This window comes from Nonomuraea sp. NPDC050022 (assembly GCF_044460705.1).
Taxonomy (GTDB): Bacteria; Actinomycetota; Actinomycetes; order Streptosporangiales; family Streptosporangiaceae; genus Nonomuraea.
On the sequence record NZ_JBITKE010000002.1, the window covers coordinates 108,998 to 124,712 of the forward strand.

The 15,715-nt window shown below is 70.6% G+C and carries 12 protein-coding genes; 7 read left to right on the forward strand and 5 right to left on the reverse strand.

Annotation, left to right across the window (positions count from 1 at the left end):
- Positions 1-68 precede the first annotated feature (68 nt).
- Positions 69-3,605 (reverse strand): DNA polymerase III subunit alpha, encoded by a 3,537-nt coding sequence (dnaE, locus tag ACIBO2_RS07030; protein WP_358538171.1) that lies wholly within the window; start codon positions 3,603-3,605, stop codon positions 69-71.
- A 154-nt stretch (positions 3,606-3,759) separates the two neighbouring features.
- Here dnaE and ACIBO2_RS07035 point away from each other — a divergent pair, with 154 nt between their 5' ends.
- On the forward strand, positions 3,760-4,836 hold the full coding sequence (locus tag ACIBO2_RS07035) for an SGNH/GDSL hydrolase family protein (protein WP_358538173.1): 1,077 nt from the start codon (positions 3,760-3,762) through the stop codon (positions 4,834-4,836).
- 402 nt (positions 4,837-5,238) lie between these two features.
- Here the strand turns inward: ACIBO2_RS07035 and ACIBO2_RS07040 are convergent, their stop codons facing one another.
- A complete protein-coding gene (locus ACIBO2_RS07040; protein WP_397295804.1) occupies positions 5,239-6,237 on the reverse strand; it encodes a chorismate mutase in 999 nt (332 codons plus the stop codon).
- A 662-nt stretch (positions 6,238-6,899) separates the two neighbouring features.
- Between ACIBO2_RS07040 and ACIBO2_RS07045 the strand changes: the two genes are divergently transcribed.
- The 6 genes from ACIBO2_RS07045 to ACIBO2_RS07070 are packed head-to-tail and all read left to right on the forward strand — an operon-like array spanning position 6,900 to position 13,630.
- On the forward strand, positions 6,900-8,648 hold the full coding sequence (locus ACIBO2_RS07045) for a protein kinase (protein ID WP_358538178.1): 1,749 nt from the start codon (positions 6,900-6,902) through the stop codon (positions 8,646-8,648).
- Positions 8,649-8,658: 10 nt separating this feature from the next.
- Positions 8,659-10,320: a serine/threonine-protein kinase gene (locus tag ACIBO2_RS07050; protein WP_397295806.1), complete on the forward strand. Its 1,662-nt coding sequence runs from the start codon at positions 8,659-8,661 to the stop codon at positions 10,318-10,320.
- Positions 10,321-10,328: 8 nt separating this feature from the next.
- A complete protein-coding gene (locus ACIBO2_RS07055; RefSeq protein ID WP_358538184.1) occupies positions 10,329-11,195 on the forward strand; it encodes an AraC family transcriptional regulator in 867 nt (288 codons plus the stop codon).
- 11 nt (positions 11,196-11,206) lie between these two features.
- A complete protein-coding gene (locus ACIBO2_RS07060) occupies positions 11,207-11,869 on the forward strand; it encodes an AzlC family ABC transporter permease (RefSeq protein WP_358538187.1) in 663 nt (220 codons plus the stop codon).
- Positions 11,866-12,177, forward strand: coding sequence for an AzlD domain-containing protein (locus ACIBO2_RS07065; RefSeq protein WP_357641961.1), 312 nt, complete (start codon positions 11,866-11,868; stop codon positions 12,175-12,177). Before ACIBO2_RS07060 ends, ACIBO2_RS07065 begins: the two co-directional genes overlap by 4 nt.
- A 10-nt stretch (positions 12,178-12,187) precedes the next feature.
- Entirely contained in the window at positions 12,188-13,630 is a 1,443-nt protein-coding gene (locus tag ACIBO2_RS07070) for a protein kinase (protein ID WP_358538189.1), read from the forward strand.
- Positions 13,631-13,671: 41 nt separating this feature from the next.
- Here ACIBO2_RS07070 and ACIBO2_RS07075 read toward each other — a convergent pair whose 3' ends face one another.
- The 3 genes from ACIBO2_RS07075 to ACIBO2_RS07085 are packed head-to-tail and all read right to left on the reverse strand — an operon-like array spanning position 13,672 to position 15,528.
- On the reverse strand, positions 13,672-14,601 hold the full coding sequence (locus ACIBO2_RS07075) for an RluA family pseudouridine synthase (RefSeq protein WP_397295810.1): 930 nt from the start codon (positions 14,599-14,601) through the stop codon (positions 13,672-13,674).
- Positions 14,594-15,175, reverse strand: coding sequence for a signal peptidase II (gene lspA, locus ACIBO2_RS07080; protein ID WP_358538195.1), 582 nt, complete (start codon positions 15,173-15,175; stop codon positions 14,594-14,596). The genes ACIBO2_RS07075 and lspA overlap by 8 nt, the downstream gene beginning before the upstream one ends.
- Positions 15,139-15,528, reverse strand: a complete 390-nt coding sequence (locus ACIBO2_RS07085; protein ID WP_357945428.1) for a TraR/DksA C4-type zinc finger protein — start codon at positions 15,526-15,528, stop codon at positions 15,139-15,141. Before ACIBO2_RS07085 ends, lspA begins: the two co-directional genes overlap by 37 nt.
- Positions 15,529-15,715: the final 187 nt, after the last annotated feature.

Below are 15,715 nucleotides of genomic sequence, written 5' to 3' on the forward strand. Positions count from 1 at the left end.
ACGGCGATCACGATCCGTTCGCCCCTAAAGGCGGTCACGGTCCGGTTGCCGCTCAGCCCCTCAGGCGGTCACCGTCCGGTTCCCGCCCACGCTCCCAGACAGGCAGGACCGAGGAGTTGCTTGAGGTCGCCCATCAGCGCCGCAGACGGCGCCACCCGGAGCCCGTCGCCGACCCGCATGACCGTCGCCCTGGACCCGTCGTACACCCGCAGATGCACCTCCGACGCGCCGGGATGCGCGGCCAGGATCTCCTTCAGCCGCCCCACCACCGGCGGCGTGCAGCGGGTCAGCGGCAGGCTCACCAGCAGCGGCCCGCGCGGCTCCCGCGATAAGTCGGGCACCGTGACCTCCATCGCGATGATCTTGGCCACGTCCTCCCGCTTGTCCAGGCGCCCCTTGACGAAGACGAGCGCGTCCTCGGCCAGGATCGTCGAGCTCAGCTGGTAGGCCGACGGGAAGATCAGCACCTCGATCGCGCCTTCGAGGTCTTCCAGCTGGGTGAGCACCCAGGTGTCGCCCTTCTTGGTGCGCTTGCGCTGCAGGCCGCTCAGGATGCCGCCGACCGTGACGATCTGCCCGTCGGCGCGGCTGTCGTCCTGGAGCGCGGCGATGGAGCAGTCGGCCCCCGAGGCGAGGATGTGCTCCAGACCGAACAGCGGGTGGTCGGAGACGTACAGGCCGAGCATTTCCCGCTCGAACTGCAGCAGCGTGCGCTTGTCCCACTCCCCCACCGGGATCCGCACCTCGAACGCCTGGTCCTCGACGGCGCCGAACAGGGAGTCCTGGCCGATGGCCTCGTGCTTCTTGATGTCGACGATCGCCTCGACGGCCTGCTCGTGCACCAGGAGCAGGCCCTTGCGCTCATGACCGAGCGAGTCGAAGGCCCCGGCCTTGATCAGCGACTCGATCACGCGCTTGTTGCGGACGGGTGCCGGGACCTTGCGCAGGAAGTCCGTGAAGTCGGTGAAGCGGCCTTTCTGGCTGCGTGCGGCAATGATGCCGTCGACGACGTTGCCGCCCACGTTGCGGATCGCCGACAGGCCGAAGCGGATGTCGGCGCCGCGCGGGGTGAAGTCGAAGTCGGAGTCGTTGACGTCGGGCGGGAGCACCTTGATGCCCATGCGGCGGCACTCGTGGAGGTAGAGGGCTGACTTGTCCTTGTCGTCCTTGACGCTCGACAGCAGCGCGGCCATGTAGGCGGCCGGGTGGTTGGCCTTGAGGTAGGCGGTCCAGTAGGCGATGAGGCCGTAGGCGGCGGAGTGGGCCTTGTTGAAGGCGTAGTCGGAGAAAGGCAGCAGGATGTCCCACAGCGTCGTGATCGCCGCGGCGGAGTAGCCGTTGGCCCGCATGCCGCTCTCGAAGGAGGCGAACTGCTCGGCCAGCTCGGACTTCTTCTTCTTGCTCATCGCCCGCCGCAGCAGGTCGGCCTTGCCGAGCGAGAACCCGGCGACCCGCTGCGCGATGGCCATGACCTGCTCCTGATAGATGATCAGGCCGTAGGTCGTGTCGAGGATGTCGGCCAGCGACTCCTCGAACTCGGCGTGGATCGGCGCGATCTCCTGCTGGCCGGTCTTGCGCAGCGCGTAGTTGGTGTGCGAGTCGGCGCCCATCGGGCCAGGGCGGTAGAGCGCGATGAGAGCCGAGCAGTCGTCGAAGCCGTCGGGCTTCATCAGCCGCAACAGCGAGCGCATGCCGCCGCCGTCGAGCTGGAACACGCCCAGCGTGTCGCCCCTGCCGAGCAGGTCGTAGGTCTTGCGGTCGTCGAGCGGCAGCCTCAGCGGATCGATCCGCTCACCGGATGTCGCCTCGATCATCTTGAGGCAGTCGTCCATGATCGTGAGGTTGCGCAGGCCCAGGAAGTCCATCTTCAGCAGGCCGAGCGCCTCGCAGGCCGGGTAGTCGAACTGCGTGATGATCGCGCCGTCGGACTCGCGGCGCATGACCGGGAGGTGGTCGGTGATCACCTCGGCCGACATGATGACGCCCGCGGCGTGCACGCCGGTCTGCCTGATCAGGCCCTCCAGGCCCCTGCCGAGGTCCATCGCCGCCTTGACGTCGACCTCTTCGGCGTAGAGCCGGCGCAACTCGCCCGCCTCGGCGAAGCGGGGGTGGGCCTCGTCGAAGATGCCCGCCAGCGGGATGTCCTTGCCCATCACCGCGGGCGGGAACGCCTTGGACACCCGGTCGCCGAGCGCGTAGGGGAAGCCGAGCACGCGACCCGCGTCCTTGATGGCGGCCTTGGCCTTGATGGTGCCGAACGTGACGATCATGGCGACCTTGTCGGCGCCCCACCTCTCCGTCACGTAGCGGATCACCTCGGCCCGCCTCCGCTCGTCGAAGTCGATGTCGACGTCGGGCATGGAGACCCGGTCGGGGTTGAGGAACCGCTCGAAGATCAGGCCGTGCGGCAGCGGGTCGAGGTCGGTGATGCCCATCGCGTAGGCCACCAGCGAGCCCGCCGCCGATCCTCGGCCCGGACCGACCCGGATGCCGTTTTCCTTGGCCCACATGATGAAGTCGGCGACCACGAGGAAGTAGCTCGGGAAGCCCATCTGCTCGATGACGCCCATCTCGTACGCGGCCCGACGGCGATGCTCTTCGTCAAAGCCTTCCGGCCAGCGCCGGTCCATGCCCTCCCAGACCGTCTTGCGGAAGAACTCCCGCTCGGTCATCCCCTCCGGGACCGGATAGGCCGGCATCAGGTTCTTGAACGCGAAGAACCCGGTCGGATCGACCCTCTCGGCCACCAGCAGCGTGTTGCGGCAGCCCTCGGCCCACAGGTCGGAGGAGTCGACCGCGCGCATCTCCTCGGCGCTCTTGAGGTAATAGCCGCTGCCGTCGAAGCGCAACCGGTCAGGGTCGGACAGCTGCCTGCCGGTCTGGACGCACAGCAGGGCGTCGTGGGAGGCGGCGTCGGAGGCGTAGGTGTAGTGCGAGTCGTTGGTGACCAGCGGCGGCAGGCCGAGGTCGCGACCGATCGCGCTCAGCCCGTCGCGGACCCGGCGCTCGATGTCGAGGCCATGGTCCATGATCTCCAGGAAGAAGTCGTCCCTGCCGAAGATCTCCTGATATCTCGCGGCGGCGGCCCGCGCCTCGTCGTACTGGCCGAGCCGCAGCCTGGTCTGCACCTCGCCCGACGGGCAGCCGGTGGTGGCCATCAGCCCATCGGCGTGCTCGGCGAGGATCTCGGCGTCCATCCTTGGCCATTTGCGGACGAAACCCTCGGTGTAGGCGCGCGAGGACAGCCGCATCAGGTTGTGCAGGCCGACCTTGTCGCGCGCCCAGATCGTCAGGTGGGTGTAGTGGCCACCCGCAGAGACGTCGTCGCGTCTCTGGTGCGGCTCGCCCCACAGCACCGGTTGCTTGGTGTGGCGCGACTCCGGTGCCAGGTATGCCTCGGTCCCGATCACCGGCTTGATGCCCGCGGCGGTGGCTCGCCGGTAGAAGTCGTAGGCGCCGTGCAGGTTGCCGTGATCGGTGATCGCGATCGCCGGCATCCCCAGCTCGCCGGCCCGGCCGACCAACTGCTCCAGGCGCGCGGCCCCGTCGAGCATCGAATATTCGGTATGGACATGCAGATGCACGAACGAGTCGCTGGACGACATGGAGCGGCGCCTCCCATCTGCATCGTGGCGTGCGCTCCGCACTTTAGTAGCCGCCACCGACAGTCCTGGCGTCGTACGGAACGGGCGTCCTCACCGTGAAGTCAGGTCGCGACGATCACCGGTCGATTAGGCTTCCTGGCGGATTTGTCACCACTTGGGGGAGGCCGCGCTGAACGGGACGAAAGGGAAGATCGTCCAGATCGCCGCGGCCGCTCTGCTCGGCGCCGCGCTCGCTCTCGCGGGCGCTCCCCTGGGCCTGTACACCTCACTGGCCTGCGCCACCATCGGCGCGGGCTGTCCCGCCGGGGGGCCGCCGCCCGGCCGGCTCCCGGTCCTGACCCGCCTGTCGCCGGTGCAGGCCGCGCAGAGCGGCACGTACGTGGCGCTCGGCGACTCCTACTCCTCCGGCGAGGGCGTCTATGACCGCGCCGCGCGGCCGATCAACAGCGGCGCCGACCGGTGCCACCGCTCCCCGGGCTCCTACGTCCCGCTCGTCGCGGGCGCCCACCGGTTCGGCGGCGGCAGCGCCTTCTGGGCCTGCAGCGGCGCCACCACGCGCCAGCTCTTCTCCGGCCAGTACGGCCAGCAGCCGCAGATCGAGCGCGTGGACGCGGCCGCCAGTCTGGTGACGCTCAGCATCGGCGGCAACGACGCCGGGTTCACCAGCGTGCTCACCGGCTGCATCGTCAAGCTGCCCTGGTCCTCGGCGTGCGTCGACCAGCAGTCGGAGGTGGCCAAGCGGATCGCGGGGCTGCGGCCCAGCATGACGAAGGTGCTGCGGGAGCTCAGGAGCCGGGCGCCGAACGCGCGCATCATCGTGCTCGGCTATCCCCGGCCGTTCCCCGCCGCGCCCCCGGACGGGGTCGACAACCTGACCGTCGAGGACCAGCGGTGGCTCAACGGCATGACGCGGCAGCTGAACGACGTCGTGGCGCGGGTGGCCGGGGAGTTCGACCGGGAGATCGTGGCGTTCGGGGGGACGGGGAGCGTCGAGTACGTGGACGCCTATGACGCGTTCGCCGGGCACGAGGTGGGACGGCCTGACCCGTACGTGAACGGGCTGGCGCTGAACCTGGACGAGTTCGTGGTCAACAGCCGCAGCTTCCATCCGACGGGCGCGGGCTACCGGCGGTTCGCCGAGCTGATCAACGCCCGGATCGCCGCCGGGCCGGGGCGCCCGATGAACAACTTCCACCTCACGACCCCGAGCACCGGCGACAGCCGCTTCTAGCCCGCCGCTCCGGGTGCGGCGACCGCGATGGCCCCAGCCACGCCTCCCCCGCAGGGGGTATCCCCAAAGGGACACCAGCCACAACGAACGGACCGTCCTTCTTCCCCTCCCCCGCAGGGGTCCCCAACAGGACACCAGCCACAACCAACCGCTCTCTTCCCGTCCGCGCAGGGGGAATCCCTCAAAAGGACACCAGCCGCAAAGGACCGCCTTCGTCCCCTCCCCCGCAGGGGGGATCCCTCAGAGGGACGCCGGCCACGACGGACTGGCCCAGGGATCGAGGCGGTCATGTGACGAAACACCGGAGCCCCTTCGGACGGACACCCCCTCCAAGCGAGCGCAAGCGAACGGCCCGACGTGGCAGAGGCCCCATGGAGGGAGCGGAAGCACGGACACCCGGCCCTACGCCGTCGTTTCCGGTCGGTGGCTCCGGCCGTTGCCCGATCGTTCCTCGGCCAGGCTCAGGCCCGCCTCTATGACCGCGTTCATGATGGGAACCAGCCGGGCCTCGCCCAGCTCTGGGGCGTGCTCGGCCATCCGGGCGACGAGCGCGCGCTCGCGCGCCATGTCGCGGCCCGCGAAGCCGCCCACCGGCTTGAGGGTCTGCACGATCCCGGCGAGCGCGGCGCGGCGCTCCAGGAGCGTGGCCAGCGCCGCGTCCACCCGGTCGATCGCCTGCCTGCACTCGGGCAGCGTGGCGGGCGCCTCGGGACGGACCAGCGCTCCGACGAGCGCCACCGCCTCCTCGGCCAGCCCTACATCGGCCTCCCCGTGCTCTTCTGTCTGAAGGGCGTCACCCCCAACAGGGCCGCCCACGATCAGGCCGTCCGCGCCCGCCGCCACCGCCGCCGCCGACAGCCCGAGGTCCGCGCTCACGTCGGCGAGCACCGGCCGCCCCGACGCCGACCGCGCGGCCCGCAGCAGCCCCAGGTCCAGCCGTCCCGTCTCGCACAGGATCACCCGGTCGTCGCACTCCAGGGCGCAGTAGTCGGCCAGCCCCAGCCACTCCTCCAGCGTCGCCGACGCCCGGCGTTCGACCACCACCGGCAGGCCCAGCCCGGCCACGGCCCGCACCAGCGGGATGTCGCGCGTCCACGCCGCCCCGACGATCACGCCGTCGGCCGCCCCGGCGATCGCCGGCAGGTCGGCCGCCGAACCCGGCTCGACCAACGTCACCCTGTCACGCCGGGCTTCCACCCGGTCCCACCCGTTCGCCCCACCTGGCCCGGTCGCCCCGCCTGGCCCGGTCGCCCCGCCTGGCCCGACCGGCCCGGTCGTGCCCAGCCCGGTCGCGCCGCCCGGTCCGCGCAGGCTGATCCGGCGGTCGATCACCACCGCCGGGCCGTCGCCCACCCGCAGGCCACCCACGGTCACCACGTGCCGTTCCAAGGTCGATGACATCTCGGCTCCCCACATCGGCCGGCTCCCCTGGAACCGGCAGGAAATCAAAAAGGCAGAGACGATGGCGTCTCTGCCTGTTGCCGACTCCGGGTGGTCGCTAGCCGACGACCGGCCCTCCCGGAGCCGGCTCGGTAAACGCGTAGCGACAAGTCATGTCTAGACTTTACACCGGCCCTCCACCTGCTGGACTCCCCCTCTCACATAGCGGACTAGCGTCTTCGGTTCCCTGTGTTTACCTAGGTAAAGCGGACATCGGCGTAGGCTCGTCGCACCCAACCGGGGCCGGGCAGTGATCCGGTGGAAGCCGAAGCCGCGTCCGTCCGGCAAGCCGGGCGGACCGTGGATGAGAACCGCGTTGTCGGGGCCTGACTGCGCACTCCTGGAGGAAGTGCGCCTCTTGGGCCGCCGCCCCGCCGGACGCTGTCCCGTTGGTGCGGACACCAACGGGGGCGGGGACCGAGCGCCAGTCAGGCACCCGGCTGTGACAGAAAATTACCTCACGATTACCCTCCGTCGCAACCGAGCGATCAAACAACAGTTCTACCGGTAGCCATCGACTCGCATAGCGAGCGCCAGCAACGGTTCGTAGCCTTCAGGCGAGTCGCCGTTGATCCCTCGCTATGGGAGTATTTCCTGGCCTAGAGGAGGGTACGAGGCCGTTGATGTCGGATCGCAAGCGGGACGGACGCCGCATCGCCGGTCGTTACCAGCTGCAGGAACCCATCGGCAGGGGTGGCATGGGCATCGTCTGGCGAGCCCATGACGAGCTTCTGGACCGCACTGTCGCGGTCAAGGAGGTCAGATACGCCGCCGCCCTGGGTGACGAGGTGCAGCTGCTGAACCGGCGCACGATGCGTGAGGCGAGGGCAGCGGCCAGGTTCGAGCACCCGAACGTGATCGTCGTACACGACGTGATCGAGGAGGACGGCCGGCCCTGGATCGTCATGCAGCTCGTCCAGTCACGCTCCCTGGGAGCAGTGATCAAGCAGGATGGGCCATTGCCGCCCAAGCGGGTGGCCGAGATCGGCCTGGCCGTGCTCGACGCGCTGCATCGCGCGCACGAGTCCGGCGTCCTGCACCGGGATGTCAAGCCGGAGAACGTACTGCTCGCCGATGACGGCCGGGTGGTGCTCACCGACTTCGGCATCGCGACGCTGGAGACGGAGACGCAGCTCACGGTGACGGGGCTGGCGGGCACTCCGGCGTTCATCGCGCCCGAGCGGCTCAAGGGGCTGCCCGCGCGGCGCGAGTCGGACCTGTGGTCGCTCGGCGCGACCCTTTACACGGCGGTGGAAGGCCGCTCACCCCACGAGCGCGGCATGGCGCTCGCGACCATGCACGCTGTCTTAACCGACGAACCGGACCCGGCTCCCCACGCCGGGCCGCTCAGCGGCGTGATCAGCGGCCTGCTGACCAAGGAGCCGGTGCAGCGCCTCGGCTACGAGGAGACCGGGGAGTTGCTGCGGGCCGTCATCACGCAGCAACGGTCACGGAAGTCCTCGGCGTCCGCGCCCGCGCCGACCGCGGTGATCCCGCCGGCCGTGGACGAGACCCCGACCGACCCCAACCTGCTGGAGGCCGCCGCAGCCCCGCTCGAGACCGGTGCGCGGCTCACCCCGGCGACCGGCGAGCATTCCGAGGAACCTCCCCAGTCCACCCAGAACGCCGTCCGGCACGACGGCCGACGGTGGGGCCCGATCGTCGCCGTGGTCGTCGCGGTCGTGCTCGTGGCGGGCCTGGGCGGCTATCTCGGCCTGCGCTCGGCCAAGGACAGCCCGGAGGAGGGGACGAAGTCCGCGTCCGTCACGCCTCCTGTCAAGGAGTCGGCCAAGCCGCCCGCGGCGACCGCCGACCCGCCGAAGACCACGCCGAGCAGCGCGGCTCCATCCGCCACGCCGACCGTCAGCCCGTCCGCCGCGCCGACTCCGACGCCGACGGCGAAGCCCACTGAGACGGCCGCCGCGGTGCCCGACGGCTGGAAGATGTACACGAACAAGAAGCTGAAGTTCTCCGTCGCGCTGCCGAAGGGCTGGACGAGATACCGGCACAGCAGCAACCAGATCGCCTTCCATGGCAAGGGTGCGGGCAGCAACGCGTACATCATGTTCGAGATGACGAAGAGCCCCGGCAAGGACCCCCTCAAGGACTGGAAGAATCAGGAGAAGACCGCCAAATACGGGTTCGGCGGCTACGACAAGATCAGCATCAAGGCGGTCGACTTCCGCGGCTGGCCGGCCGCCGACTGGGACTTCACCTGGAACACGAACACGGGCCCGACCAAGGTGCGCAACCGCGGCTTCGTCGCCAACGGCCGCGGCTACGCGATCTACTGGCACAACCTCACGAGCAGGTGGAAGAAGGACAAGCACTTCTTCGACACGTTCGCCGCGACCTTCACCCCGGCCAAGTAGGCTTCCCTGCGTGGAAAGGCAGGTCAGTAACCGATATAGGCTCATCGAACCGCTCGGCGAGGGCGGGATGGGCGTGGTATGGCGTGCCTACGACGAGCTGCTCGACCGTACGGTAGCGATCAAGGAAGTCCGCTACACCGGTGTCGGTGAGGACAAGCGGGCCGAGCTCAACCGCAGGACCATCAGGGAGGCCAGGGCGGCGGGCCGCCTTGACCACCCCTCGGTGATCGTCATCCACGACGTCGTCGAGGAGGACGGCCGCCCGTGGATCGTCATGCAGTTGATCCGCTCGCGGTCGTTGGCCGAGGTGATCCGCGAGCACGGTCCGCTGCCGGTCGCGCAGGCCGCGGCGATCGGCGGCAGGGTGCTCGACGCGCTGCGGGCCGCGCACGCGACCGGGGTGCTGCACCGCGATGTGAAGCCCGAGAACGTGCTGCTCGCCGATGACGGCCGGGTGGTGCTCACCGACTTCGGCATCGCCTCGCTGGAGGCCGAGGCCGGTCTGACCGCCACCGGTGGCCTGGTGGGCACGCCCGCCTACATGCCGCCCGAACGCCTCAACGGCGAGCCCGCCCGGCCCGAGTCCGATCTGTGGTCGCTGGGCGCGACGCTGTACGCGGCCGTCGAGGGCGCGCCGCCGTTCAAGCGCGACTCGTGGGCGGCGACGGTCGCGGCGGTGCTGCGCGACCTGCCTGGGCAGCCGGTCCGGGCAGGCGTGCTCGGCCCGGTGATCATGGGCCTGCTGCAGCGGGACCCGGCCGCGAGGATGCCCGCCGACGAGGCCGCCCACCTGCTGCGGACCGCCGCCGCCGAACCCATGGTGTACGGATATGCCGGACCTCAGACCCCGCAACCCGGCGGCCCGGTAGCCGGCGGGTTCGGGTCCGCGGGAGCCCAGCTACCCGGCGGGTTCGCGTCCGCGGGAACCCAGGTACCCGGCGGATTCGCGTCCGCGGGAACCCAGGTACCCGGCGGATTCGGGCCCGCGGGGACCATGCCCGTACGGACCCGTCGCCGCGGGTGGCTCATGGCCGTGCCCGCGGTCGTGATCGCCGTCGGGGCGCTGGGCACGGGCGGCTGGTACGTCATCTCCTCCCAACAGCCCCCTACCGGCACGTCGACCCCCACCCCCACCCCCAGCGGGACGACGACGCCCACCCCCACCCGTACCGCCGAGCCGTCCGCGACTCCCAGCCCGCCGCGTCTGCCCGACGGCTGGCGCCGGCTCGTCAACTCCACCGGGCGCTTCTCGATCGGCCTCCCCGAGGGCTGGCAGGCCAAGAAGAACCCCAACCGGGACAGCGTCACGGTCACCGGCCCCGGCTCAGTGGGCCAGATGATCGTCGAGTGGACCGTCCCCGAGAAGCCTTCGGCCGACCCCGAGCGCCGCTGGGTGGAGCTGGAGAAGGAGATCCAGGCCAAGGGGGAGTTTCAGCGCTATAAGCGGATCGGCATCCGGGCCACGACCTACCTCGGGCGGTCGGCCGCCGACTGGGAGTTCACCAGGCTGCGCGGCAGCACGCTGATCCACGTGATCAACCGCGGCTTCCGCACCGCCGACGGCCGCCACTTCGCCCTCTACTGGGACACGGCCGACTCATCGTGGGACCAGGACCGCCACTACTTCGACGAGTTCGTCAAGACGTTCAGGCCCCAGCGAACGATCCAGTGAACGATCCAGTGAACGATCCAGTGAACGAGGCGGCGAAGGAGCGGGCGCGCTTCTGGCGCCACCCGGCGCTGCCCCAGCTGGACCTGCTCAAGGCCCACTACGTCACCCACCGCTTCACCCGGCACGTGCATGACGGCTACGCGATCGGGCTCATCCTCGACGGCGTGGAGGAGTTCGAGTACCGCGGCGACCTGCACCGGGCGGGCGCGGGCGAGATGGTGCTGGTCAATCCGGACGCGGTGCACACCGGCCAGGCGGGCACGGCGGACGGCTGGTCATACCGGATGCTCTACCCCTCGGTGGAGGCGCTCTCGGGGCTCGCGGCCGAGCTCGGCCTGCCGTACACGACGCCGTATTTCCCCGAGCAGGTGGTGCGGGACCAGGCGGTCGCGGCGCTGCTCGGCCGGGCGCACCTGGCCGCCGAGCGCGGTGACGCGCTGGCCGCCTCGTCGCTGATGCGCGGCTTCTTCGCCCGGCTGCTGATCCGGCACGCCACGCCGCGCCCGTCCGCCGTCCTGCCCGCCGAAGGCGGACGAGCGGTCGCCGAGGCGCTGGAGGTCCTGCACGAGAGCCTGGTGGACCCGCCGTCCCTGGACGATCTCGCGCAGGCCGTCGGAGCGCGGCCGTTCCCGCTGCTGCGCGCGTTCAAGGCCGCGACCGGCCTGCCGCCCCACGCCTACCTGATCTCCGTGCGGATCCAGCGGGCCCGCCGGCTCCTGGATTCGGGCGTACGGCCGGCGCAGGTGGCCGCCGAGCTGGGCTTCACCGACCAAGCCCACCTGAACCGGCACTTCAAACGCATCGTGGGCGTGCCACCCGCGGCCTACCAACGGTCAGCAGGAACGTACAAGACCGGCGATTTCCTCTTCACCTAGCCTCACCTCTCATGGGACAGACAACACACCGTTCCGCCGCAATACGGGACGGTCTTGGCGTGGGCCTGGCCGTGGGGCTGTCCGGGCTCGCCTTCGGCGCCGCGGCGATCACCGCGGGCCTCAGCGTGGCGCAGGCGTGCGTACTGAGCCTGCTGGCCTTCACCGGCGCCTCGCAGTTCGCGCTGGCCGGAGCGGTGGGCGCGGGCGGCGACCTGGTGGCGGCCGCCGCGGGCGCGCTGCTGCTGGGCGGCCGCAACACCCTGTACGGGCTGCGCCTGGCCGACCTGCTCCGGGTACGCGGCCCGCGTCGCCTCCTCGCCGCGCAGGGCGTGATCGACGAGACCACCGCCGTCACGCTCGCCCAGCCCTCGCCCGAGGCGGCGCGCACCGCGTTCGCGACCACCTTCGCCAGCCTGTACGTCACCTGGAACCTCACCACGCTGGCCGGAGCGCTCGGCACGTCGTTCCTGGGCGATCCTGGTGCGCTGGGCCTGGACGCGGTCGGCCCGGCGACCTTCCTGGCCATCCTGTGGCCGCGCCTGACGGGCAGCGCCCAGCTCAGGTGGCTGGCGCTGGCCGGCGCGGCGGTCGCGCTCTGCGCCACGCCGTTCTTCCCGCCGGGCGTGCCGGTGCTGCTGTCGGCGGTCGTGGTTCTGGCGGTGCTGGTCCGATGACGCTGTGGTGGGCGATCGCGGCCGTGTGCGCCGGGTGTTACGCCCTCAAGCTGGCCGGGCTGGCGGCACCGCGCCGGGTGCTCGACCATCCCCGGGTCCGCCGCTTCGCCGAACTCGTGCCCGTGGCGCTGCTGGCCGCCCTGATCGCGGTGCAGATGTTCACCGAGCACGGCGAGCTCCACTTCGACGCCGCCCGCACGGCCGGGCTGGGCGCGGCCGTCGTCGCGCTCCTGCTGCGCGCCCCTTTCCTGGTGATTCTGGCGACAGCAGCAATAGTGACCGCGCTTGTCCGGGTTTTTATCGGGTAGACGGCGGAGCATGTCCGATTCTGCGCTGCTGGTCGGCGGACGTTACCGACTGATCAGAACCATCGGCCAGGGTGGGATGGGAACCGTCTGGCAGGCCCACGACGAAGTACTCGGCCGAGACGTGGCGGTCAAAGAGATCCATCCCCCTCCTGACCTGACCGACCCCGAGCGAGACGTCTTCTCGGTGCGTACCTTCCGCGAGGCCAGAGCCGCGGGGCGGGTGGCGCATCCCGGCGTCGCCACCGTCTATGACGTGCTCGAAGAGCACGGCCACCCGTGGATCGTCATGCAGCTCGTCCACTCGCGCACCCTCGGCGAAATGGTGCGCGAGGACGGCCCGATGGCACCGGCCGAGGCCGCCGACATCGGGCTGCAGTTACTGGAGGCGCTGCGGGCCGCGCACGCCGCCGGGGTCCTGCACCGCGACGTCAAACCGGACAACGTGCTGCTCACCCCGGACGGCCGGGCGGTGCTCACCGACTTCGGCATCGCCACCACCGAGGGAGAGGCGCCCGTCACGAGGACCGGGGTGCTGCTCGGCACGCCCGCGTTCATGGCGCCGGAGCGGGCGGCCGGCGGTGAGGCCCAGATCGCCTCGGACCTGTGGGCGCTGGGCGCGACGCTGTACTACGCCGTCGAGGGCCAGTCGCCGTTCCAGCGCCCCCACGCGCTGGCCACGCTGGGCGCGGTGCTGCACTCCGAGCCCGCCCCGATGGCCCGCGCGGGCATGCTGGCCCCGGTCATCCTCGGGCTGCTGCGCAAGGACCCGGCCGAGCGGATGGCGCTGGACGAGGCCGAGCAGCGGATCCACCGGCTGCTGATCGGCAGCTCTCCGGAGGAGACCGCGCCGGTGAACGTCCCGGCGCCGCCCATGGAGCTCAAACGGGACCCCATGCCGCAGACGGGCGCGATGATGGGGCCGGGAGCCATGGCCGCGCCCGCCGCGGCGGCGGAACCCGAGGCGGACCCGGCGCCATCCGGGAGGCGTCGCAGACCGCCGCTCACCGCGGTCGCGGCCGGCACGCTCGCCCTCGTCGTCCTGACCGCGGGCGCGGCGTGGTGGACGAACCGGCAGTCCCAAGTCCGCCAGCCGGCCACGACGGTCCCGGCCGTGGTGCGTACGACCAGCGTCCGCCCCTCGGGCCCGACCCCCTCGGCGACGCCCACACAGACGGTGACAGAGACGCACGAGCCGACCACCAACCAGAACCAGGTACGGCAGAGCGCCCCGCCCTCCAGCGACCGGACCGGCGAGCCCACCCCGGCCCCGACCGGAACGCCGACGAAGAAGGAGCCCACGAAGGAGCCGACGAAAAAGAAGGAGCCGACGAAGAAGCCCTCGGCCACGCCCACCAAGAGCAAGACCCCCAAGAAGAGCACCAAGACCTCGGCGAAGGCCACCGACGAGCCCGACCAGCCCGTCGACGTCCCTCCGGCCGACAACGCCGACTAGGACGCCGTCCCGCACCGGAGAAGACCGGAGAAGGGCGCCGGTCAGGACTCGTCGCGCACGGCGTCCAGGGCCCGCTGGAGGTCGGCGGGGTAGTCGGTGGTGAACGTCAGCCACTCGCCCGAGCTGGGGTGCTCGAACCCGAGCGACACCGCGTGCAGCCACTGCCGGGTGATGCCCAGCCGGGCGGCGAGCGTCGGGTCGGCGCCGTACATCAGGTCGCCCACGCACGGGTGGCGTAGCGCGGACATGTGCACCCGGATCTGGTGCGTACGGCCGGTCTCCAGCTTGATGTCCAGCAACGAGGCCGCCCGGAACGCCTCGATGGTGTCGTAATGGGTGACCGACGGCTTGCCCCCGGCGACCACGGCGAACCGGCCGTCGCCCGACGGGTGCCGGTCGATGGGCGCGTCGACAGTGCCCCTGAACGGGTCGGGATGTCCCTGTACGAGCGCGTGGTAGCGCTTGTCGACCGTGCGCTCCTTGAAGGCGCGCTTGAGGTGGGAGTAGGCGTGCTCGCTCTTGGCCACGACCATGGCGCCGGTCGTGTTGGCGTCGAGCCGGTGCACGATGCCCTGCCGTTCGGCCGCGCCGCTGGTGGCGATCGTGTGACCGGCGCCGAGCAGGCCGCCGATCACGGTCGGGCCGGTCCAGCCGACGGTCGGGTGGGCGGCCACCCCGATCGGCTTGTTGACCACGACGATGTCGTCGTCCTCGTACACGATCGACATGCCGGGCACCGGCTCGGCGATCGGCATGGGCGTACTGACCGGCGGAGGGAGGGTCACGTCGAGCCAGGCGCCCGCGTGCACCCGGTCGGACTTGGTGGGCGCGTGCCCGTCCACGAGCACCTCGCCCGCGACGATCAGCTCGGCGGCGCGGGTGCGGGAGAAGCCGAACAGGCGCGAGATCGCGGCGTCGAGCCGCTCGCCCTCCAGCCCGTCGGGCACGGGGAGGCTACGCTGGTCAGCCACGCTTGCCGCCCTCCCTGGTGCCGTCGATCTGGTAGCCCCGCCAGGCCAGGACCACCGCGAGGATCCCGCCGCAGACGATCGCCGAGTCGGCCACGTTGAACACCGGGAAGTAGTCGATCACCGGGAAGTGTCCGGGCAGCACCTCGATCCAGTCGACCACGTGCCCCTGGAACTGCACGGACCTGCCGATCCCGGACGGATAGCGCAGCAGCCGGTCGGTCAGGTTGCCCAGCGCCCCGCCGAGCAGCAGCCCCAGCGTGATCGCCCACGGCAGGCTGCGCATCTTGCGGGCCGTGCGGAGGATGGCCACCACCACACCCGCCGCGATGAACGTGAAGATGATCGTCATTCCGGTGCCGATGCTGAAGGCGGCACCGGAATTGAAGATCACCCGGAACTGCAGTACGTCCTGGATGACCACCATGGGCGCTTTGCCGTCGAGCGTCCGCAGGACGAGCGTCTTGGTGATCAGATCGGCCGCGTAGATCACGACCGCCAGCACGACGAGGACCGCGAAGAGGCGGCCGCGCCGCCCCCCTACCGGCGCTCCTCCTTCTGCTTGCAGGCCACGCACAGCGTCGCCCTCGGGAACGCCTGCAGACGTTCCTTGCCGATCGGCTTGTGGCACGATTCGCACACTCCATAGGTCCCTGCGTCGATCCGGGCGATCGCACGTTCGTTCTGCGCGACGAGGTCACGCGCATTCAGGGTAAGGGCGATCTCGCGTTCGCGCTCATACGTCTTGGCACCCGCGTCGGCCTGGTCGTCACCGGCCCCCTGGGTGACGTCACCCGAGGCGATCTCGGACTCATGGCGAAGAATGTCGGTGTTGAGCTCGTCGATCTCGCTCTGCAGCCGGCCGCGGACGTCGGCGAGCTCCTCCTCAGACCACATCGACGGTGTAGCGGTCTGCGTGACTGGCGCCATGGCTACCTCCCCATGCTGGAACAAGGCCGTAAATGGTGCGGGCAGCTTAGGTCCCCCATAACAGAACAGCAAACGACCCGCCGGACGATTTACCTCTCCCGTAATATCCCGCCCCGCTCGTTCAACTCCTCCTCAGAGGCGCCCATTCCCACAACTTTGTCGGGGTTTACGAGTTCACTACCTGCCG

Excerpts from the sequence above, each read along its gene's own strand:
- ACIBO2_RS07065 (WP_357641961.1), top strand. The coding sequence starts at position 11,866 with ATGACGCTGTGGTGGGCGATCGCGGCCGTGTGCGCCGGGTGTTACGCC.
- ACIBO2_RS07045 (WP_358538178.1), top strand. The coding sequence starts at position 6,900 with ATGTCGGATCGCAAGCGGGACGGACGCCGCATCGCCGGTCGTTACCAG.
- dnaE (WP_358538171.1), bottom strand. The coding sequence starts at position 3,605 with ATGTCGTCCAGCGACTCGTTCGTGCATCTGCATGTCCATACCGAATAT.
- ACIBO2_RS07060 (WP_358538187.1), top strand. The coding sequence starts at position 11,207 with ATGGGACAGACAACACACCGTTCCGCCGCAATACGGGACGGTCTTGGC.
- ACIBO2_RS07070 (WP_358538189.1), top strand. The coding sequence starts at position 12,188 with ATGTCCGATTCTGCGCTGCTGGTCGGCGGACGTTACCGACTGATCAGA.
- ACIBO2_RS07040 (WP_397295804.1), bottom strand. The coding sequence starts at position 6,237 with ATGTCATCGACCTTGGAACGGCACGTGGTGACCGTGGGTGGCCTGCGG.
- ACIBO2_RS07085 (WP_357945428.1), bottom strand. The coding sequence starts at position 15,528 with ATGGCGCCAGTCACGCAGACCGCTACACCGTCGATGTGGTCTGAGGAG.